Below are 21,143 nucleotides of genomic sequence, written 5' to 3' on the forward strand. Positions count from 1 at the left end.
TTGTTGCTTCGGGGCGCTGTCGGCTGGGCTCGTTCGTTCGCCAGGGGCGACGCGGCGCGATCTGCCCCTAGCCAGCCCGGCGTACTTGGGCTGTCGATTTGTCGCCTTTTGGGGTGCTGGGGTTGTCGGGGGTGGTCAGTAGGGTTGTGTGGTGCGGGTGGGGGAGTGGGTCGTTCGGGATCCGTTGTTTCGGCGGTTGTTGTTTACGCGGTTCGCGGCTCAGTGGGGGGATGGGGTCTTTCGGGCTGGGCTGGCTGGGGCCGTCCTGTTCAATCCGGAGCGGGCGGCTGATCCGTTGGCCATCGCGGAGGGGTTCGCTGCTCTGCTGCTGCCGTATTCGCTGGTGGGGCCGTTTGCGGGGGCGTTGCTCGATCGGTGGGACCGGCGGCGGGTGCTGGTGTTCGCCAATCTGGTGCGGGCCGTGGCGATCTTGGCGTCCGTTGTTGCGGTGGGGGCCGGGGTCGGCGGGGTCGGGTTGTTTTCGCTTGCGTTGCTTGCCGAGGGGATCAGCCGGTTTATCGGGTCTGGGTTGTCTGCTGCGTTGCCGCATGTAGTGGAGCCGTCGGCGGTGGTTTCGGCTAATGCGGTGGCGGCGACGCTCGGGTCGGCGATCGCGGTCGTCGGTGGCGGGTGTGCGATCGGGTTGCGGGCGGTGTTCGGGGCCGGGGATGTCGGGTCGGCGGAGACCACTGCGTTTGCTGCGGTCGGGGCGTTGGTGTCCGCCGTGCTCGCGCATCGGTTCGCGAAGGGCGTGCTTGGCCCGACGGTGGTTGACGAGCCGACTAATCCGGTGGTCGCGGTTGCGCGCGGGCTGGCTGATGGGGCTCGACATGCGTGGCGGGCGCCTCGGGTTACGGCTGGGTTTGTCGCGCTGTTCGCGCATCGGGCGGCGTATGGGATTTCGTTGCTGCTCAGCGTGTTGTTGATGCGCAATTACTTCGCTGACGACGGGATCTTTCGCTCGGGACTGCCCGGGCTCGGCCAGATGGTCGCTTGTGCGGGAGCAGGAATTCTCGTCGCGGGGCTGGTGACGGCGCGGCTGATTCGGTCGCTCGGGCGGACATGGGCGGTGCTCGGATCGCTGCTCGTTTCGGCAGTCGCGCAGGCGGCGTTCGGGTTGCCGATGTTGCTGCCGTTGGCGTTGATCGCGTCGTTCCTGATCATGGGGACCGGCCAGGTCGTGAAGCTGTCCGTCGACTCGTCGGTGCAGCTGGATGTCGCGGACGAGGCTCGCGGGCGGGTCTTCGCGCTGTACGACACGCTGTTCAACATCACCCAGGTGGTGGCGGTTTCGCTCGCGGCGCTCTTCGTCAAGGACAACGGGTACTCGCCTGAGCTCATGGTGGTCGCGACCGTGCTCTATCTGCTCGGCGGCGGCGGATACCTGCTGGCCCGTCGGCGGCGCGGCGATTCGCTGCCGCAAACCGTTGAACCCAAACGGGGGTAGTAACTCACCGTTGGGCATTAGGGTGACTTGTGACCCGGTCGAGTTAATCTCGGCACGCGCAACCGACACGGGGGGCCACCGTGAGCACCATCGGCGACGACCGTGCCCGTCTCGACGCCGCGCCGGCTGTCCTGACCTCGCCCGACGGGCTTGTCCGCGCGACCGCCGGGCCGGCCGGCACGCTCGGCAGGCTTGAGTTCGCCCCGGACGCCTTCGAGCGGACGACCCCCGCGCAGCTCGCGTCCACCGTCCAGGCTCTCGTGCAGCACCTGGCCGACGCACCCGAACCGCAGCACAGCTCCTCAATGCCCGCCCCGCGGCCGACCCCGCGTCGTGTCCGTCCGCGCGGAACCGTTCCGCAGAACCGCCGTCGCGGGTCCTGATGTCGTCCGCTCCGGACGCAATGATTCACGTGGAACCAACGGGTACCGGTCAGCAGGTGCTCGTCGAGATCGGTCGGCTGATCAAGGCGCACCGGGCCGATCCGGACGCGCTGGCCGGCATCGGATTCGCCCAGCTCGGCGACCATTACGAGGTGCAGGCCCGCAACACCGTCGCCACCACCGAGATGGTCCAGCGTCTCACCGACTTGCGTGCCGAGATGTACCAAGCGGGCCGCGGCACCTGGGTTCAGGCGCGCTACGTGCTCACCCCGGACGGCGCGTTCGACTTCGACTACTTCACCGACGACGAGCCCCCGTGGACGACGCCGCCCGATTCGTCCGCCTACCTCGCCGAACTCACCACCTTTCCCCGCGACGACGAGCACCTTCCCGACTGGTGGCGGCTGCACGTCGGGCTCCCGCTCGGCGTCGTGTTCCGGCACGCCACCGCCGGGACCGGCGAACCGTTGTCGGAGGAAGAGCTGCCGCTCGTGCTGCGGTACCTCGAACGCGAGGCCGAGGTCGGCGAACGACACCGCACTGACGGCACCTGGATTTGGCCGGTCGAAGTGGCCGAGCGCTTGAGAGAACACGGCACAGCGCCCGAGCCCGAACTGCTCCAGCACATCCGCGACCGGGGCTTTCACCCGCCATACGTCGACCATCTGGTGCGCCGCACGGCGGAAGCCGACCTGGCCGGGAAACCCCGTCCGCGACCGACGCCGGACGACCTCCAGCGGACCGCGGGCGACGTCGCCGCGGAGCGGGAAACCAACCCGGACCCGGTCCTGTCCGACGCCGAACTCCTGACCCACCTCGAACACCGGCTCGACTCGTTCGGCGTGTGGGCCGACGTCCGCTGCCTCGGCGGGCGGGAAGCCGGGAAATGGAGCCTCTACCAGGTCAAAGCCGGATGGGCGGTCGTCGCGCCGGACGGTCGGGAGCAGGTTTTCGCCCGCCTCGAAGACGCCGCGCACCACCTGCTCGGCGCGCTGCTGCTGCATCCCGCCCGCGCGACCAGCGGCCGCGAAACCCCGCTGGAAACGGCGCGGGAGGTCGCCGACTGGCCGGTCCAGCCCGTGCCGGGTGACCCTCCCCTCACGCTGCTGCGGAACAAGAGACTCACTCGGTTGGCGGAAGGTACCGTCGTTCTGCGATTCGGCGAAGAACCCGGCAACCTGGTCCACCACCAGGCGGTACGGTTCGCGACGACGTCCCTGCCACTCGAACGGGAGCGCATGACCAGCACTTTTCGCCTCCGAAGATCACTCCACGTGATCACCGGGGTGACGGTGCCCTGGGCGAACCTTCCCGGCGGCGCGGTGGCGTACGTCTTGCCCAAGCCGATCGCGGAGCACGAGTCCGACGGAAGCCTGGAGAGGATCGAGTAGGTGGAAGCGGCGGAAGCGGTGGAGAAGGTCGGGAAGTGGTTGCGCGCCGTGCACGGCCCCGAGGTCTCCGGGCCGGGCGGCCTCCGGGTCGACCACGACCGCGTGCTGCGGGTCCCCGAAGGCTGGTCGATCCCCTACAACACTGTCGCGTTCCTCGACGACGGCCGTCCGGACAAAGAACTGTTCCCCGCCCCGTCGGTGCTCGTGCGCGAGCCGGACGGCGAGCTGCGCCAGGCGCATCCGCATCCGGGCGGGCTCAGCACCCCGGTCGCTTATCCGGGACAGGAGAGCTGGCGCGAGGTCGTCGACCCGGAGTACGCGAAGGCCGGGCTGGGCGAACTCGGCGTGCCGCTGCCCGCGGTCGCCGGCTGGGTGAAGGTCGACAACGACGGCCACCAGACCGGTGACGAACGCGAAAACCCCGAGTACAAGGCCGGTCCGATCCGCCGCGGCTACCCGAAGCCGGAAAACCCGCTGGAAACGCTCCTCGCCTTCGCGAGCGTCGGCTGGCTGTCGCGCGAGCAGCTGCTGATCGGCCTGCTGCGCTGCGAAGTCTTCGTGCCGTTCGACCTCAAAACCGGCGCGACCGACCGGTTCTACTTCTCCGAGGAACGCAACGAGCTCCGCGTCTTCAGCTCGACCCGGCATCTGCCCGCCCGCGAACACGCCTGGTGGCGAGTCGACTTGGCGACATTGGCCGAGTTCGAACACCCGCCGAACCTGGTGATCAACGGCGGTCCGGCGACCTTCGAGGACGTCGCCGGCGCCGAGCTGACCGCGATCGCGAAGCGGTTTCCCCGCCAGGAACCGCGGGTGGACGAGAACGGCCGCTGCCCGGAGATCGAAGAAGACCTGGAGAAATTCGCCGTCGAAACCGCCGCCCGGATCGGGCTGGAGAAGCCGGTCGACATCCCGAAGGCAGCCGCGGAACGCGCGCGGCGGCACGGGTTCGAGCTGACCGCCGACGAATGCCGCAAGACCGTCCTCGGCCGGTCGTGGCTGCGCCGGTTCGAACAGCCGGAGCCGAGCCGCTCGCGGCCGAACGACCTGCGCGCCAACGGCCTCGTGCCGTCCTGGGACAACGACGGCCGGATCGTCCCGAAGCTCGACACCTTCGGCAAATACCCCGAGATCAGCCTGGAGAACTTCCGTTACGGCTGGCAGCGGGTCGTCGGCGCGTGGGTCGGCTTCGCGCTCGGCGAGGCGCTCGGCTCGGCCGTCGACCGGATGCGGCTGGACGAGATCGTCTCGACCTACGGTCCGGACGGCGTCCGCGACCTGCCACTCGCGTTCGACCAGCCGGGCCGGATCGGCTCGATGACGCAACGGCTGCTGTTCCTGACCGAGGCCGTGATCCGCAGCCCGCACCGCGAACAGCCGGAATCGCGCGACGTCGAAAAGCTGTTCCCCGGCGTGGTCCGCGGCGCGCTGGGCCGCTGGCTGCACACGCAGGGCGCGGCGATCCAGAACGCCGACGGTTTCCTCGTCAAGGTGCCCGAACTGCACGCCCGCCGCGCGATCGACGACGCCGAGCTCAACGCGTACCACGCGCTGGTCACCGGCGATCCGCAAGCCGCGCCGATGTCGGGTCCGGCCGCGCTGCTCGGCGCGCTGCCCGCGGTGCTGACCGCGGCGGGTCCGGGCACCGGGTTCAGCGGCGGCATCGGCCAGGTCGTGCGCGATCTCGCCGGAGTGACGCACCAGCCGGACGACGTGGCCGCCGCGACTTACCTGGCGTGGGTGTTCGAGAAGGCGCTCACGAAGGATTCGTTCAGCTATCCGGTGTGGAATCTGTCCCGCGAGGTCCTCGAGGAACACGACGGCCCGGAGTGGGGGCCGGTGCGCGACCTGGTGGCCGAGGCGGTGCCGTTCTTCGGCGAGCACGGCCTGCCGGACCTGCGGATGCCGGAGCTGATCGGCGACGGACACAGCACGCTGTCCGTCCTCGGCCGCTCGTTCGCCGCGTTGTCCGGCTTCGAGAACTACCCGGAACAGGCCATGCTGCGCGCGGTGAACCACTCCGGCCGCAGCGCGCTCACCGGCGCGTTGACCGGTGCGCTGCTCGGCGCTCGGGTGGGCGTTCCCGGCCTGCCCCGGAAGTGGGTCGAGCAGCTTGAGCTGCATCACCTGATCGAACAGGTGGCGACCGACGCGCTGTGGCATTTCGACCGCCATTCGGCGCGGAACGCACTCGGCGACGCCTGGGTGCAGCGCTACCCACGGCACTGATCGGTCACCCGAGCAGGTATTTGTGGGCGCATATTCTCCCGTCTCCGGTGACCGATGGTCGGGTCGTGACACGGTCAGATAGGTTCGTTGCGGCTACACGGGGGACTTCGGGGAGGAACCAGACGTGCGGTACCGGGTGGAATCGGGAGAACGCCCAGACGGCCTGTACGCGACGCTCGACGATCGCACTTTCGCGGCACAACGCTCGACCACCGACGGAACGCTGCTGCTGACCGTCGTCGGCGACGAGGAAGCGCCGGAAGGGTTCGACCGCGAGCACGAGGGGAAGCCGGCGCGGGTCGTGCTCGCGAACGAGGTGCCCGCGACGTTCGATCTGCGCACCTACGTCGAATACGACGACGAACTGTTCGAGGTCGCGCCAGGCGACCAGCCGAATCTGACCCTGCGCTGGACGCGGCACGATCCAGTGCGCGCCGCGCAGCTCGGGCTCACCGATTTCTCGGTGACCGTCCCGGGCAAGCAGCTCACCGGGCTCTGGCTGACCCGGCACGACTACGGCGAGCCGAAGGCCGAGACCGAGGGCGGCGACCAGACCCGGATTCTGCGGGGGATCGGCCGCACACTGCGTCAGGTACCCGGCGGGTGGACGCGGGTGGCGGCGCAGTTCCGGCAGGTCGGCGATTACTCCGAGCTGGAGGTCCGCGCGGTCGGCGACGAGAACGGTCCGGTTTCGGTGGCGCTGCCCGGCACGCCGCAGCTGAGCACGCTGTTCTCCCAGCTGCGCGCTGCGATGTACCAGCCGGAGACCGGCACCTGGTTCCAAGGCACCTTCACGCTCGACGCCGATTCGCAGTTCGATTTCGACTTCGACGCCGACCAGGAGCCGGACTGGCGGCTGCCGCCCAACGACGGCGGCGAGCCCGCCCGCGAGTCCTACCTCGTGGAGCTGACCCGTTTCCCGCGCCCGGACAAGCACCTGCCGGACTGGCTCGGCGCGAAAGCCGGGCTGCCGCTGACCGTCGGGTTCCGCCAGGCGCGACCGGTCGATGCGCACAACGAGGGCGAGCGCCCGGTGGTGAACCGCCCGCCGGTGCCGCCGGACCAGGTCCGCGGCGTGCTCGACTACCTGTTCCGCTCGCCCGTCGTGCTGCACCGGCCGGTGCCGCAGCCGGACATCTTCGCGCCTGGCGCGCCGCCGGACGTGCCGCAGGCCTTCCACACCGACGGCACCTGGATCTGGCCCGCCGCCGTACCGCACTACCTGCGCAAATACGGCGTTCCGCCGGAGCCGGAACTGGTCGAGCACATCCGCGCCGCCGGGTTCCGGCCGCCGATCGTACGCGATCTGGTGCGCGCGACCGCCGAAGCCGACGTGCTCGGCAAACCGCGCCCGGGCCGTACCGAGGCCGACATCCCGGACGACAGCTCGCTCGCCCGCGCGGTCCGCGGCGAGCCGACCCTTGGCCTGCGCAGTGCCGAAACGTTGGCGCTGTTGCAGCAGCGGCTCGTCGAACACGGCGTGCCGTCGTCGGCGTACCGGATCGGCGCGAACGAGGTCCCTGCCGAAGGCGTGTGGACGTTGCGCCGCGCGGAAAACGGCTGGGAGGTGTCGCGTCCGCCCGCGGTGGAGCCGGTGGCGTTCGCCAACCTCGCCGACGCGGCCCGGTTCCTCCTCGGCACGCTGCTGATGCTGCCGCCGCAGGCTCCGGACGAATCCGATCAGCCCGCGGACTGGCCGATCCTGCCGATGCGCGGCGAGCCGCCGCTGTCGTTCTTCCGCGGCAAGCGGATCGTCGTGCTGCCCGCCGGAACCACGGTAGTCCGCTTCGGCCCCGAGACCGGGAACCTGGTCCACGCGAATTCGGTGCGGTTCCTGGAAACCTCGCTGACGCCGGACCGCGAACGCGACCGGCACGAGTACCGCGTGCAGCGCACGATCCGGGTGCTGACCGGCGTCACCGCGCCGTGGGCGCAACAGCCCGGCGGGGCCACCGCGTACTTGCTGCCGCGACCGATCGCGCAGCACCTCGAGCAGGGCGCGCTATCCCGGTTGTGAAGCCGTGATCAGCACAGCGGGCGACCACCAGTAGTCCGCGAGCGGTTCCACTGTCACGTCGGCGAACCCGGCGGTCTCGAGCTGCCGGGTCCACTGCGCGGCCGGATGTTCCCAGTTCGTCCGCGCTGTCCCGGCGGCGACGCCGAGCAGCACCGGCAGCAAAAATCCTTGCGCCACCAGGGAAGCCTGCTCGCCGTATTCGGCGACGCCGCGTTCGTACCTACGCACGAGCGACTCCAGGTCAGCAGTGTCCGGCACGTCGAATTCGGCCAGCACCAACCGTTCCGTCCGCGTCCGCAACGCACTCAGCACCTCAGCGCGGATGGAGGGCTCGATCGACTGCAGCGCGAACGTCGACTGCGTGAGGTTCCACGTGGAACCATCCGCGGCGAGAAAGTCCTGCGCGGTCAACGAAAACCGGCGCGCACCAGGCACTTCGACGTCCGCGAGCAGTGCCTCCGACGGCTCCACCAGGTCGATCCGCTCCGGCCGGAACGAGGCCCGCGCCAACGCCGGTTCGATCGCCAACCCGTCGCCGCACCCGAGATCCAGCAACGCGGCCGGACGCCAGGAGTCGTACCGCGCCGCCAGTTCTTCGCTCAACCGCCGGTACAACTCGACGTTCCCGCCACCGCGGATGAACGCCGTGAACGCGGCGGGCTGGTCGTACACCGGACCGCTCGGACCCGCCGCGAGATACGTCGCGAGCTCGTCGCCCAACGGCGTTCCAGCCTCGGAGGCAAGCGCACCCGCTCGCTCGACCTCGCCGTCCCGGTACGCCGCCAGCGCACCCGCCACCCCGCTCACAGCGGCACCCACAACGTCACCCTCGTTCCGCTCCCCGGACTCGATTCGACCAGCGAGGTCCCGCCGACCTCGGACAACCGCGCGGTGATCGACTCGCTGATGCCGAACCCGGCCGGCCGGTCCGCCGGACTGAACCCGGTGCCGTGATCCCGCGTGATCACCGCGATCCCGCCGTTGCGTTCCTCCACGCGTACCACGACCTTGTCCGTCTCCGCGTGCTTCATCGTGTTGCGCATGGCTTCCCGCACCGCGTCGCGGATCGCGATCTGCCGGACCTCGGACAGCGTGTCGTCGTCCAGTTCGGCGATCACCAGCTGCGCGCGCAGCCCGTCCCGCGCCATCTCCGCGGCCAGCGCCGCGAGCTTCTCGCCGAGCGGCCGCGCGCCCTCCTCGGCCCGCTGCGCGGCGGCGGTCTCGATCGTCTGCCGCAGTTCGATCGCCTGCGCCCGGGCCAGCCGCTGCACCTCGACCAGCCGCTGATCCGAATCGCCCGGACCGCCGAGCGCGATCGCTTCCAGCGTCTGCAGCACCGTGTCGTGCAGCATCCGGTGCTGCCGCGCGCGTTCGGCGAGCCGTCCGTTGCGAATCCCGTACGCCAGCGCCAGCCGGATCCCGAGGCCGAGCAGGATCAGCGCGCCGACCGCGGTGAACAGGACGCCGAACATCGTCGGGTACAGCGACGCGGCCTGCGCGAAATCGAACGTGCCGTGGTTGAGCAGGTCCGACAGCAGCCGCACCGGCAGGCTGAGCGCCGCCAGCCCGATCCCGGACGGGATGCCGACGGCGAGGGTGAGCAGGGCGACGCTGCCGAGCAGGTGCTTGTCCGCGACGCCGACCGCGTCGTGGAACACCGCGGGCGACACCGTCGCGCCGATGAACAGCTCGAACGCGAGCGTGGCGACGAGGTCGATCAACAGCAACCGGCCCGCGAGATCACTGCGGAACGGGGCCCGGCGCATCATCCAGAACAGGCCGAACGCGCTCAGCGCCACCGAGCACACCGCGACGATCGCGACCGACGCCAGCCCGGCCGACCCGTGCTTGACCGCGTACGACCCGAACGTCGCGGGCACCATCAGCAGCCGGTAGACCAGCGGAACCAGCACCACGTACCGAGCCGCGCGCAGCAGCAGCCCGTCGCGCTGCCGCTCGTCGACCGGACCGGCCATCCGCGAGATCCGCTGCAACGCGCGCACCGGGGTCGGATCGCCGATCTCGTCGGTCAGCCCGGTCGTCGCCGTGGCCAGCGCGGGCGTGCCGCGCCGCAGCAGCATGACGAGAAAGCTGGCTCCGCGCCGGTCCCCGTCCTGCTGCCGCGTCATCGATCCCCCCGGTTCGGTTCGAGACAGGGAGTATCTCGGCTGGCCCGGCGATGATCCAGAGGCCAAAGGGGGATCGTGGCGAACCCGCGATCCCGAATTCATTTCTTGGGTCTACTCGCCCGAACCGAGGCCCTCGGCCGCCGCCCACTTCTTCAGCTCGGCGACCGCCTCGTCGTGTTCCAGCGGACCGCGGTCCAGCCGCAGCTCCTTGAGGAACTTCCAGGCCTGCCCGACCTGCGGGCCCGGCTGGAGGCCGAGCAGCCGCATGATCTCGTTGCCGTCGAGGTCCGGCCGGACCCGGTCGAGATCCTCCTGCTCCTTGATCCGCGCGATGCGGGCCTCGAGATCGTCGTAGGTCGCCTGCAGCGCGGCCGCCTTGCGCTTGTTGCGCGTGGTCGAATCGGCGCGGACGAGCTTGTGCAGCCGGGTCAGCAGGTCGCCGGCGTCGGTGACGTAGCGGCGGACCGCCGAATCGGTCCACTCGCCGCCGCCGTATCCGTGAAACCGCAGGTGGAGGAACACGAGCTGGGAGACCTGCTCGATGATCTCCTTCGAGTACTTCAGCGCCCGCAAACGTTTGCGGGCCATCCGCGCGCCGACCACCTCGTGGTGGTGGAAGCTCACGCCGCCGCCCTGGGTGAACTCGCGGGTGGCCGGCTTGCCGATGTCGTGCAGCAGCGCGGCCAGCCGCAGCACGAGGTCCGGCTCGCTGGTCGGTTCGTGCGATTTCTCCAGCTCGATCGCCTGCGCGAGCACGGTCAGCGAATGCTGGTAGACGTCCTTGTGCTGGTGGTGCTCGTCGATCGCCAGCCGCATGCCGGGCAATTCGGGCAGCACCCGGTCGGCCAGCCCGGTGTCGACCAGCAGCTCAAGGCCCGGCCGCGGGTCGGGGGCCAGCATCAGCTTCGACAGCTCGGTCTGGACCCGTTCGGCGGTGATCCGGTCGATCTCCTCGGCCATCGACGTCATCGCCTCGACCACGCGCGGCGACGCGGTGAAGCCGAGCTGCGCGGAGAACCGGGCCGCGCGCATCATCCGCAGCGGGTCGTCGGCGAACGACTCCTGCGGCAGCGCCGGGGTGTCGAGCACCTTCAGCCGGAGCGCGTCCATGCCGTCGTGCGGGTCGATGAACGTCTTCCCGACCAGGTCGATCGCCATCGCGTTGACGGTGAAGTCGCGGCGGAGCAGGTCACCCTCGATGGTGTCGCCGAAGGTGACCTCGGGGTTGCGGCCGACGCGGTCGTAGCTGTCCGCGCGGAACGTGGTGATCTCCAGCGTCGTGCCGTTCTTGGTGACGCCGACGGTGCCGAACGCGATGCCGACGTCCCAGACCGCGTCACCCCATTCGCTCACGATCTGCAGCACCCGGTCCGGGCGCGCGTCGGTGGTGAAGTCGAGGTCGTTGGACAGCCTGCCGAGCAGCGCGTCGCGCACGCTGCCACCGACCAGGTACAAGCTGTGGCCGGCGCGGGCGAAGCGCTCGGCCAGCTCGTCGGCCAACGGGGACACTCGCATCAGTTCCGTCACCGCGTTCTGCTGGGCGACCAGGTTGTTCACTCGAATCCCACCACGAAAATGGCGCCGCCACCGCGGACGCCGCCGGACACGGACACGGAGAGCCAGAGTACCCGGGCGACCGTTTGCTCTAGCATCGCAGCATGTCTGGATCCGCCGGTCGCGCCGGGCCGCCGACGCCGCGCCGGCGGCGACGGCGCCACCGCGGCAGGCGGCTGACCACGGTCGACGAGACCTCGGCGGGCGGACTGGTCGTCGACCCGGAGCGCGAACACGCGGTGCTGATCGGGCGGCTCGACCGACACGGCAGACTGCTGTGGTCGCTGCCGAAGGGCCACATCGAGGACGGGGAGACGGTGGAGCAGACCGCGGTGCGCGAGGTGAAGGAGGAAACCGGCATCTCCGCGCGCGTGCTGCACCCGCTTGGCGCCATCGATTACTGGTTCGTCGCGCAGCAGCGCCGGGTGCACAAGACCGTGCACCATTTCCTGCTCGAAGCCACCGGTGGCGAACTGTCGGACGAGGACGTCGAGGTGACCGAGGTCGCCTGGGTTCCGCTGGCCGAGCTGGAGACCACCCTCGCCTACGCGGACGAGCGCAAGCTGGTTCGCGGGGCAGCAGAACTTTTCGCGCCCGACGAGCGCGGCTGAGAGGGAGCACCCGAGTGAAGCGGCCCGCCGCCTTCTTGCTGTCTTTGCTGATCGTCGCCGCCACCGCGTTGTTCGGTGCGCCGGCGGGCGCGCAGGAGAATCCGTCTCCGGAACCGGCGCGGCTGCGGCTCGACCTCGGCCAGCTGACCCCGCGCGTGATCTCCAGCGCGGACCAGGCGATCACGGTGGCCGGGACGGTCACCAACACCGGATCGCGCCGGATCGTCAAGCCGATGGCCCGGCTGCAGATCGGCGAACGCCTCGCCAGCCCGCGCGCGATGGACTCGGTGCTCGCCGGGACCCCGGTGCAGGACACCCCGCTGACCGAGTTCACCACGCTCGCCGAGGACCTGGAGCCTGGTCAGAGCGCCCGGCTGAACATCACCGTGCCGCTCACCGGGCCGCGCGGCGCTGGCCTCCGGCCGGGCGTGTACCCGCTGCTGGTGAACGTGAACGGCACCCCGGAGTACGGCGGCCCGGCCCGGCTCGCCGCGGTGAGCTTGCTCATGCCGGTGCTGTCGACGCCGGGTCACGCGAACAACCAGGCGACGCAGCGGCATTCGAAACTGGCCGTGCTGTGGCCGATCACCGACAGCACCCCGCACGTCCAGTCCGCCCCGTTCGGCGTGCCGATGACGCTCACCGACGATTCCCTCGCCGACCAGCTGAGCCCCGGCGGACGGCTGTATTCGCTGGTCTCGGCGGCGCGAGCGGCGCAGGAGACGAATCCGAAGATCGGCGGCTCGCTGTGCTTCGCGCTCGATCCGGACCTGCTGCGCACCGTGGACGCGATGAAGAACGGCTACCGGGTCAGCGGCGGGGCGACGGGCAAGGGCGCGGACGCCGCGTCGAACTGGCTGGCGGCGCTGCGTGCGCTGGTCACCGGCCGGTGCGTGATCCCGCTGCCGTTCGCCGACGCCGACCTCACCACGCTGGGCAAGATCCGCGGCGCCGACGGCAACCCGGACGCCGGCCTCATGACCACGGCGCTGAACGGCACCGCGACGATCCGCCAGGTGCTCGGCGTCGAGTCGAAGAGCGGCGTGCTGTGGCCGGGCGGGACTCCGGACGACAAGGCGCTGTCGGCGATTTCGTCGGGCGGCTTCCAGACCGTGCTCACCGACAGCGGCAAGCTGCGGGCGGGCGGTGACGACGAGACCGTCACCGGCGCGGCGACCCTGTCCGACGGCCTGCGCGCGCAGCCGACCAACTCGATGGCCACCGCCGGTCTCACCGGATTCACGCCGAGCCCGCAGGCGCCGACCACCTACAGCGGAGCGTCGCAGCGCGCGGTCTCCACGCAGAACGGTCTCGCCGCGGTCGCGTTCGAAGCCGGGCTCGGCCGCACCGAAGGAACCACCGGCGGGCCGCTGCTCATCGCGCCGCCGCGGCGCTGGGACGCCACCACCGACGAGCTGAACGCCTTCCTGTCCGGGCTCGGCAAGCTCACCACCGCGGGCGTGACGGCCGGTTCGACGCTCGACGACCTGCTCGGCACCGCGCCGGAAGGCAGCGCTTCGCTGGCCGCGGACACCCGTTCGGACGGCGGCGCGGCGGTCGCCGGCCAGCTGTCCGGCCTCGACCAGGACGCCACCGGCCTGGTCTCGGCGATGCAGGTCGACCAGCGGAACCAGGTCGAACCGAAGGCCGTCGTCGGTCCGGTGCGCGACGCGCTGGTCCGCGGCAGCTCGACCGCGTTCGGCCCGTCGGCGGTGGCGTCCGCCTCGGCGAACGCCACCGCGGAGCTCGCCGCGATCCGCGACCAGGTGACCGTCGAACAGCCGAAGCAAACGTTTGCGCTCGCGTCCGGGTCCTCGCCGCTGCCGGTGTATGTGCACAACGACCTGCCGGTCGGCGTCACCGCGCAGATCGTGCTCCGGAACAACATGGGCGTCCGGCCGGAACAAGCGGGCAAGAACCTGCTTTTCCCGGCGAAGGGCGGGCAGACCAAGTACGTGCAGATCGAGGCGTTGCGGGCCGGCCGCCTGTCGGTCGATGTGTCCTTGACCACCCCATCGGGCACGGATCTCGGCGCGACCGCGCGGTTCGAGCTGACCTCGACCGAATACGGCCCGATCACCATCATCGTCACCGTCGTCGCTGGTTGCGCGCTGCTTCTGCTGGCGTCCCGGCGGATCTACCGGCGGATCAAGGAAAGCCGCGGCGGCACGCCCTGACAGGCCAAGGGGCCGGGTGCTCGCGCCCGTTCCCGATTACCCTGAGTCCGCGCTGCCACAATGGCAGGGGCAAGGGGACCGCCGAGGATTGGGCACGCGTTGGACAAAGAGCCGGGTCAACCACCCGAGCGTGCGGGTCGTCCTCGGCGGGACGGCGCGGCGCCGAGGCGGAGCGACCAGCCTCGCCGCGCGGTGCGGGACGCCCGTCGCCAGCCGCCTCCTCCGCCGCCGCCCGCCGACCGCAGGCAGCCGCCGCCCAACGGCACCCGCCGGATGCCGTTGCCCGACGAACGTCCGCCCGCCGACCGGGCGCCCTCCGACCGGGCCCAGCCGCGCCGGATCGACCCGCGCCGCGGCGACCCCCGTGAGCCCCGCGAACCTCGTGAACCCCGGGACCGCGCGCCGCGCCGGGTCCCGCCGCCACCGCCGAACGGCCAGCGTCCGGCCCCGACCAGGGCCGCCATGCCGCCGGTGCGCAGGCCGCCCCCGCCGAGGCAGTCCGGGCCGCCGTCCGGCCCGCAGCAGCTCCCGCCGTCGGGTCCGCAGCCGATCCCGCCGAACCAGCCGCCGAACCGCGGCCAGCTCCCGCAGCCGACCCCGCCGCCCGCGAACGTGCCGGGCCCGCAGCCGCCGGTGCACCGCGGCCGCGGCCCGCGTCCCGGCACGCCGATCCGGCCGTGGCAGGAAGAGGCGATGCGGGACCCGGACGCCACCCGGTTCATCCCGCGCACCGCGGGCGTTCCGCTGGCGGCCCCGTCGCGCTGGCCGACCGCCGACCCGGACGTGCTGCGCCCGTACGACGCGCTGGCCACCCAGGTCATGCCGCGGATCAAGGACGCGCCGCTCGCGCGTCCGGCCGAGGCGCCCGAGCAGCCGAAGGACGAGGGTCCTTCGGTCGCGAAGGAATCCGGCCGGATGGCGATCGCGTCGCTGATCAGCCGGATCACCGGGTTCCTGTGGAAGGTGCTGCTGGTCGCGGCGATCGGCAACGGGATCGCGACCGACTCGTTCAACGTCGCGAACACGATGCCGAACATCATCTTCGAGCTGCTGCTCGGCGGCGTGCTCACCAGCGTGGTGGTGCCGCTGCTGGTGCGTTCGCAGGACGACCCGGACCACGGCCAGGCCTACGCGCAACGGCTGCTGACCACCGGCGTCACCGTGCTGTTCATCGGCACCGTGATCGCGGTGATCGCGGCGCCGGCGTTCACGTCGCTGTACATCGATTCGTCCGGCAACGCGAGCGCGGGCCTGACCACCGCGTTCGCCTATCTGCTGCTGCCGGAGATCTTCTTCTACGGCGTGTTCGCGCTGGTCTCGGCGATGCTGAACGCCAAGCACGTGTTCGGTCCGACCGCGTGGGCCCCGGTGATCAACAACCTGGTGGTCATCTTCACCATCCTCGTGGTGTGGCTGATGCCCGGTTCGATCGACACCGGCAACCCGTCGCTCACCGATCCGAAGGTGCTCACGCTCGGCCTCGGCGTCACCGGCGGCATCGCCGCGCAGGCGCTCATGCTGATCCCGCCGCTGCTGCGGTCCGGCTTCCGCCCGCGCTGGCGCTGGGGCCTGGACAGCCGGATGAAGGAGTTCGGCGGGCTGGCCCTGTGGGTCGTCGGCTACGTCGCGGTCAGCCAGGTCGGCCTCACGATCACCACTCGCGTGCTCACCAAGGGCACCTCGGGCGGCGTCACCGCCTACAACTACGCGTGGCTGCTGTTCCAGCTGCCCTACGGCGTGCTCGGCGTCTCGCTGCTGACCGCGATCATGCCGCGAATGAGCCGCGCCGCCGCCGACGGCGACACGAAGAAGCTGGTCAGCGACCTGTCGTATGCCTCGCGGATCTCGACGGTGACCCTCGTCCCGATCTCCGCGGTGATGACGATCGTCGGCTCGTCGATGGGTGTCGCGCTGTTCGCGCTGGGCAAGGGCTCGCTGGAAGGCGCCGAGCGGATGGGCCAGGCGCTGGCGATCACCGCGTTCGCGCTGCTGCCGTACGCGCTGGTGATGCTCCAGATGCGGGTGTTCTACGCGATGAAGGACGCCCGCACGCCGACGTTGATCATGATCGTGATGACCGTGGTCAAGGTGCCGCTGCTGTTCCTGTGCCCGGTGCTGTTGAACCCGGAGAACGTCGTGCTCGGCGTGATGATGGTGAACGCGCTGACCTACGTGATCGGCGCGATGCTCGGCCAGGTGTGGCTGTGGGTGACGCTCGGCAACCTGCGCAGCAAGCGGGTGATCGGGGTGATCCTGTTCACGGTCGTGGCGAGCGTCCTCGGGGTCGGCGCGGCGTGGGTCGTCGGGCTGATCGTGCCCTCGTCCCTCGGCCCGGTTCTGCACGCCTGGATCAAGCTCGTCCTGCAGGGACTCGTCGGGATCGTGGTCTCGTTCGGGGTGCTCATGGCGCTGAAGGTCGAGGAGCTGAAGCCCGTAACATCGAGATTCACCCGATTGATCAAGCGCGGGTAACGATTGATTCACGACTCACGACGCTTCTACGGCTGATGATCCGGGTACCCTCGGTGCCGGGAGCGAAGCGGGAGAGAGCGTGGACACGAGACGAAGCGAGCAGGCGGGGGACGCCGCGGGCATTCGCGCCCGGGGCGGATCGCTCGCGCCCGGACGCGTCGTAGGGGACGGCCGGTATCGCCTGCTTGCCCAGTTCGGGGTAGACGAGCGGGCCGCCGCGCACCTCTGGCGCGCGCGGGACGGGCAGCTCAAACGGGACGTCGCACTGACGCTGCTGGTCGGCGATCCGGCCGATCCGGAGGCGGCGAGGCAGGCGAGGCGCACCCTGGAACGGGCCGCGCACGCGTCGAAGTTCGGGCACGGCGGCGTCGCGCGAGTGCTGGATGTGCTCAGCCTCGGCAGCGGCGTCACCTCCAGCGAGGGACTGCTCGGCGTCGTGGTGGCGGAGTGGACCAAGGGCAGCGACCTGGTGGACCTGGTCGCGCAGCGCCCGGTGGCCCCCGCCGCGGCCGCGCGGATGGTGCAGGCGCTCGCAGAGGCGGTCGACCACGCCCACCAGAACGGTCTCGTCCTCGGCCTCGACCACCCGCAGCGGCTGCGGCTCACGCCGGGCGGCGCGCTCAAGCTCGCCTTCCCCGGCCCGCTGCCCGAAGCCACTCTCCGCGACGACGTCAAGGCGCTCGGCGCGGTGCTGTATCTGCTGCTCACCGGACGCTGGGCGCTGCCGGGCGGGCCGCCCGCGATCCCCGCGGCGCCGCTCACGCCGCAGGGGCACGTCGTGCCGCCGCGGTCGCTGGTGCCTGCGGTGCCGCCGGAGCTGTCCTCGCTGGCCGTGCGCACGATCGAGGACGGCGGCAGCGGCGGGATCCGCACCAGCTCGGCCATTCTGCGCGTGCTCGGCCAGGTCGCCGAGCAGGAGGAACGCACCCAGCTGATCAACGCGGTCGGCAAGGACGACCCGGCGGCGGAGACCGACGGCACGATCTGGACCACGAAGAAGCCGGTGAAGGACGTCGCGCGGCGGCGGAAGCTGGCCTTCGGCGTCACCGTGCTGGTGGTCGCGACCGTGGTCATCCTCGCGTGGGGCGGGCTGATGCTGATCAACCTGTTCCAGGGCGACGGCAAGCCGACCGGTCCCACGATCAACGTCGCGGCCCCGCCGAGCAGTGCTCCGGCGAAACCGGGCAACCCGGCGCCACCGCCGGGCAACCAGCCGCCCGCGGCGCCGAAGATCGGCGACCCGGTGGCCCCGAAGTCGGCGACGCTCTACAACCCGCAGGGCTCCGGCGACAACGCGGGCCGGGCGAAGAACACGATCGACGGCGACCCGAGCACGGTCTGGAAGACCGACCAGTACCAGCAGCAGCTGCCCGCGCTGAAGCCCGGCGTCGGCATCGCGGTCTCGTTCGACAACCCGGTGAACCTCGCGCAGGTGAAGATCAGCGCGGACAGCCCGGGCACGAAGGTCGAGATCCGGTCGGCGGACAGCAAGAATCCGCAGCTCGACGACACGAAGGTGGTCGGGAGCGGCGACCTGAACGGCCCGGACACCACGATCACCCTGCAGCAGCCGACACAAAGCCAGTACTTCATCGTCTGGATCACCCAGCTGGGCGACAACGGCGGCGACGGCTTCCTGAGCCAGATCGGAGAGCTGAGCTTCCTGCCTGCGGCGTGAGCTGCGAGCACGACTCAGTAGGCTCTGCCGGGTGACGGCTGCAGCTCCCACGGATGCGGATCTGATCGCGGCGCACGCCGCGGGCGATCCGCATGCGTTCAGTGAACTGGTCCGGCGGCATCGAGACCGCATGTGGGCGGTAGCGCTGCGCACGCTGCGCGATCCGGAAGAGGCGGCGGACGCGCTGCAGGAGGCGTTCATCTCGGCCTTCCGCGCGGCGGGCAAGTTCCGCGCGGAGTCGCAGGTCACGACCTGGCTGCACCGGATCGTGGTGAACGCGTGCCTCGACCGGATCCGGCGGAAGCAGGCCCGGCCGACCGTGCCGCTGCCCGAGACCGGCGAGTACAACGAACCGGCCGCGCCCGGCGACTCGATGGCCGAGAAGGAGACCAGCCTGCTGGTCCGCAAAGCGCTCGACGAGCTGCCCGAAGACCAGCGCGCGCCGATCCTGCTCGTCGACGTCGAGGGCTATTCGGTGGCCGAGACGGCGAAAATGCTCGGCATCGCCGAGGGCACGGTCAAGAGCCGGTGCGCGCGCGGCCGGGGAAAACTCGCGAAGGTTCTCGGGCATCTGCGGAACCCGGACGGGGGTGGCGACGTCCCAACTAACGAAAGCAAACGCAAGCACGCCACTTCGGAGGGGTCCCGGAGTGCCGGGCGAGCCCAGCGCTCGCCGGGGAACGGGGAGGGACGATGACGGACGAGAGCCGGGGGGCAGGCGGAACCATCGGGCCGCCCTGGTCTGTCGACCTGCTCGCCGACCTCCACGCCGGGGTCCTCGACGACCAGGAGGCAGCGCAGCTGTGGCCGCGGGTGAACGCGGATCCGGAGGCGCGCGCGATCATCGAGGCCCTGGAGGCGACCACCGCCGACCTGTCCGCGCTCGCCGCGGAACCGGCGCCGCCGATGCCCGCCGAGTTCGCGGCGAGGCTCGACGCCGCGCTCGCCGCGGAGTCGGCGGCCCGGCAGGAGGCGACGTTTCCGGCGGCCGCACCGGAGCCCGCTGAACAGGCGGTCGCGCCGGTGGTGGACCTGTCGGCGGCGCGGAAACGGCGGAACCGGCAGCTCGGCTGGGGCGCCGGGATCCTGACCGCCGCCGCGGCCGCCGCGGTAGCGATCACGCTGACCGTTCCCGGTGCGACCAAGACCAATACGTCCGGCGTCGCCGCGCCCGCGCCGTCTTCGGCAAGCGGCCCGTCCGTCGGCAGCGACGGCAGCGGTGCGGAAGCGCTGCTGGGCGGCGGTCTCGGCGTGCGGAACTACGGTCCGCTGCAGGACTCGAAACGCTTCGACGCGTGCGTCGCGGCGGCCGGCATGGACCCGGCGGTGCGGCCGGAAGGCGTGCGGCCGGTGACCGTCGAGGGCAAGCCGGGCGTGGTGGCGATTTACACCACCGGCAAGCTCGCGCAGTTCCGGCTGGTCGCGTTCGGCGCGGACTGCGGGCCGGGGAACGCGGACAAGCTGTTCGACAAGGTGGTCGGCAAGAAGTAGCGGGCAGGACGTAGCGGGCGTCACCGCCGGGAACACCTCCACCTACGATCGTGTTGAGCCTGGAGCACAGGTCATGACGAGCGGAGGGTTGACGGGTGGCTGCCGAGGAAATCAGGAACCTGATCGTCGTCGGGTCGGGTCCTGCCGGTTACACCGCAGCGGTCTACGCGGCGCGCGCACAGCTCGAACCGCTGGTGTTCGAGGGCACGCAGTTCGGCGGCGCGCTGATGACGACCACCGAGGTCGAGAACTTCCCGGGCTTCCGCGACGGGATCCAGGGCCCGGACCTGATGGAGGAGATGCGCAAGCAGGCCGAACGGTTCGGTGCGGAGCTGCGCGCGGAGGACGTCGAGTCGCTTGAGCTGACCGGCGACGTGAAGTACGTCGTCGCGAACGGCCAGCGCTACGCCGCCCGCGCCGTCGTGCTGGCCATGGGCGCCGCCGCGCGGTACCTGAAGGTGCCGGGCGAGCAGGAGCTGCTCGGCCGCGGCGTGTCCGCCTGTGCGACCTGTGACGGTTTCTTCTTCCGCGACCACGACATCGCGGTGGCCGGCGGCGGCGACTCGGCGATGGAGGAGGCGACCTTCCTGACGAAGTTCGCCAAGTCCGTCACGATCGTGCACCGCCGCGACGAGTTCCGGGCGTCGAAGATCATGCTCGAGCGCGCTCGAGCGAACGACAAGATCAAGTGGCAGCTGAACTCGCAGATCACCGGCGTCGAAGGCGACGGGACCGTGTCCGGTCTGAAGGTGCGCGACACGCAGTCCGGCGAGGAGAAGACGCTCGACGTGACCGGGTTCTTCGTCGCGATCGGCCACGATCCGCGCAGCGAGCTGGTGCGCGGTCAGGTGGACGTGGACGAGGACGGCTACGTGCTCACGCAGGGCCGCACGTCGTACACGAACCTGCCCGGGGTGTTCGCCGCCGGCGACCTCGTGGACCGCACGTACCGGCAGGCGATCACCGCGGCCGGTTCCGGCTGCAGCGCGGCGATCGACGCGGAACGATGGCTCGCGGAGCACGGCGAGGCCGAGGCGAACGAAGCACCGGAACTGGTCGGCGGCGGCTACGGCGCCGGCGAGCACTGACTTTCCCACCGAGTTGAAGGAGCAAGCGATGTCCGAACCCGTGAAGGTGACCGACAAGTCGTTCGTGGACGACGTCCTGACCAGCGAGAAGCCCGTTCTCGTCGACTTCTGGGCGACCTGGTGCGGGCCGTGCAAGATGGTCGCCCCGGTGCTCGAGGAGATCGCGAAGGAAAACGGCGACAAGATCACCGTCGCGAAGCTCGACATCGACGAGAACCCGAACACGGCGCGTGACTACCAGGTGATGTCGATTCCGACGCTGATCCTGTTCCAGGGCGGCAAGCCGGTGAAGCAGATCGTGGGCGCGAAGCCGAAGGCCGCGCTGCTGTCCGATCTCGCCGACGTGCTCTGAGCGGTCCACCTGCTGAGAACCCGGGCCAGCGGCTATCGACTCGCCGGTCCGGGTTCTCGCACGTTCGGGAACCACCCGCACGGGGGTGGGCACGCAGGTGCACTCGGCGTGTCCGCCGCGCGGC

16 protein-coding genes are annotated in these 21,143 nt (G+C 70.7%); 13 read left to right on the plus strand and 3 right to left on the minus strand.

Features of this window, described 5'->3' with window-relative positions:
- The first annotated feature begins 148 nt into the window (after positions 1-148).
- The 5 genes from WA670_RS03980 to WA670_RS04000 all read left to right on the plus strand — a co-directional run bounded on the left by WA670_RS03980 (position 149) and on the right by WA670_RS04000 (position 7,467).
- Positions 149-1,447, plus strand: a complete 1,299-nt coding sequence (locus WA670_RS03980) for an MFS transporter (RefSeq protein ID WP_336156948.1) — start codon at positions 149-151, stop codon at positions 1,445-1,447.
- Positions 1,448-1,527: 80 nt separating this feature from the next.
- Positions 1,528-1,830 (plus strand): hypothetical protein, encoded by a 303-nt coding sequence (locus tag WA670_RS03985; protein ID WP_037809111.1) that lies wholly within the window; start codon positions 1,528-1,530, stop codon positions 1,828-1,830.
- Between the two features lie 20 nt (positions 1,831-1,850).
- Positions 1,851-3,221: a TNT domain-containing protein gene (locus tag WA670_RS03990; protein ID WP_167754417.1), complete on the plus strand. Its 1,371-nt coding sequence runs from the start codon at positions 1,851-1,853 to the stop codon at positions 3,219-3,221.
- Positions 3,222-5,450: an ADP-ribosylglycohydrolase family protein gene (locus WA670_RS03995; RefSeq protein WP_134734014.1), complete on the plus strand. Its 2,229-nt coding sequence runs from the start codon at positions 3,222-3,224 to the stop codon at positions 5,448-5,450.
- 124 nt (positions 5,451-5,574) lie between these two features.
- A complete protein-coding gene (locus tag WA670_RS04000) occupies positions 5,575-7,467 on the plus strand; it encodes a TNT domain-containing protein (protein ID WP_134734015.1) in 1,893 nt (630 codons plus the stop codon).
- On the opposite strand, the gene WA670_RS04005 is transcribed toward WA670_RS04000, so the two are convergent.
- The 3 genes from WA670_RS04005 to WA670_RS04015 all read right to left on the minus strand — a co-directional run bounded on the left by WA670_RS04005 (position 7,453) and on the right by WA670_RS04015 (position 11,153).
- Positions 7,453-8,286: a class I SAM-dependent methyltransferase gene (locus WA670_RS04005; protein ID WP_134734016.1), complete on the minus strand. Its 834-nt coding sequence runs from the start codon at positions 8,284-8,286 to the stop codon at positions 7,453-7,455. The two genes, WA670_RS04000 and WA670_RS04005, sit on opposite strands and share 15 nt — an antisense overlap.
- Positions 8,271-9,596, minus strand: a complete 1,326-nt coding sequence (locus tag WA670_RS04010) for an ATP-binding protein (protein WP_037809116.1) — start codon at positions 9,594-9,596, stop codon at positions 8,271-8,273. Before WA670_RS04010 ends, WA670_RS04005 begins: the two co-directional genes overlap by 16 nt.
- A 111-nt stretch (positions 9,597-9,707) precedes the next feature.
- Positions 9,708-11,153, minus strand: coding sequence for a CCA tRNA nucleotidyltransferase (locus WA670_RS04015; protein ID WP_037809117.1), 1,446 nt, complete (start codon positions 11,151-11,153; stop codon positions 9,708-9,710).
- Between the two features lie 101 nt (positions 11,154-11,254).
- On the opposite strand from WA670_RS04015, the gene WA670_RS04020 reads away from it, so the two are divergent.
- The 8 genes from WA670_RS04020 (at position 11,255) to trxA (ending at position 21,019) form a co-directional block, all read left to right on the plus strand.
- Complete coding sequence (locus WA670_RS04020; protein WP_037809118.1) at positions 11,255-11,761, plus strand: NUDIX hydrolase; 507 nt, start codon at positions 11,255-11,257, stop codon at positions 11,759-11,761.
- A gap of 14 nt (positions 11,762-11,775) precedes the next feature.
- Positions 11,776-13,938 (plus strand): DUF6049 family protein, encoded by a 2,163-nt coding sequence (locus WA670_RS04025; RefSeq protein WP_043831406.1) that lies wholly within the window; start codon positions 11,776-11,778, stop codon positions 13,936-13,938.
- A 693-nt stretch (positions 13,939-14,631) separates the two neighbouring features.
- Entirely contained in the window at positions 14,632-16,410 is a 1,779-nt protein-coding gene (murJ, locus tag WA670_RS04030) for a murein biosynthesis integral membrane protein MurJ (RefSeq protein ID WP_235146700.1), read from the plus strand.
- Between the two features lie 79 nt (positions 16,411-16,489).
- Positions 16,490-18,088, plus strand: a complete 1,599-nt coding sequence (locus tag WA670_RS04035; RefSeq protein WP_336156949.1) for a protein kinase family protein — start codon at positions 16,490-16,492, stop codon at positions 18,086-18,088.
- Positions 18,089-18,119: 31 nt separating this feature from the next.
- The gene (sigM, locus tag WA670_RS04040) at positions 18,120-18,785 is read left to right on the plus strand and encodes an RNA polymerase sigma factor SigM (RefSeq protein ID WP_043831404.1); all 666 of its coding nucleotides are present in this window, start codon (positions 18,120-18,122) and stop codon (positions 18,783-18,785) included.
- Positions 18,782-19,579 (plus strand): hypothetical protein, encoded by a 798-nt coding sequence (locus tag WA670_RS04045; RefSeq protein WP_134728051.1) that lies wholly within the window; start codon positions 18,782-18,784, stop codon positions 19,577-19,579. Before sigM ends, WA670_RS04045 begins: the two co-directional genes overlap by 4 nt.
- 95 nt (positions 19,580-19,674) lie before the next feature.
- A complete protein-coding gene (gene trxB, locus WA670_RS04050; protein WP_336156950.1) occupies positions 19,675-20,667 on the plus strand; it encodes a thioredoxin-disulfide reductase in 993 nt (330 codons plus the stop codon).
- A gap of 28 nt (positions 20,668-20,695) precedes the next feature.
- Positions 20,696-21,019 carry a thioredoxin gene (gene trxA / locus WA670_RS04055; protein ID WP_009085330.1) on the plus strand — a complete coding sequence of 108 codons (324 nt, stop codon included), beginning with the start codon at positions 20,696-20,698 and terminating at the stop codon, positions 21,017-21,019.
- Positions 21,020-21,143 lie beyond the last annotated feature (124 nt).

This window comes from Amycolatopsis sp. VC5-11 (assembly GCF_037034185.1).
Lineage (GTDB): Bacteria > Actinomycetota > Actinomycetes > Mycobacteriales > Pseudonocardiaceae > Amycolatopsis > Amycolatopsis nivea.

Bases quoted from the DNA above. Each gene is read 5' to 3' on its own strand.
- WA670_RS03990 (WP_167754417.1), top strand. From the start codon at position 1,851: ATGATTCACGTGGAACCAACGGGTACCGGTCAGCAGGTGCTCGTCGAG.
- WA670_RS04010 (WP_037809116.1), bottom strand. From the start codon at position 9,596: ATGACGCGGCAGCAGGACGGGGACCGGCGCGGAGCCAGCTTTCTCGTC.
- WA670_RS04020 (WP_037809118.1), top strand. From the start codon at position 11,255: ATGTCTGGATCCGCCGGTCGCGCCGGGCCGCCGACGCCGCGCCGGCGG.
- murJ (WP_235146700.1), top strand. From the start codon at position 14,632: ATGCGGGACCCGGACGCCACCCGGTTCATCCCGCGCACCGCGGGCGTT.
- WA670_RS04045 (WP_134728051.1), top strand. From the start codon at position 18,782: ATGACGGACGAGAGCCGGGGGGCAGGCGGAACCATCGGGCCGCCCTGG.
- trxA (WP_009085330.1), top strand. From the start codon at position 20,696: ATGTCCGAACCCGTGAAGGTGACCGACAAGTCGTTCGTGGACGACGTC.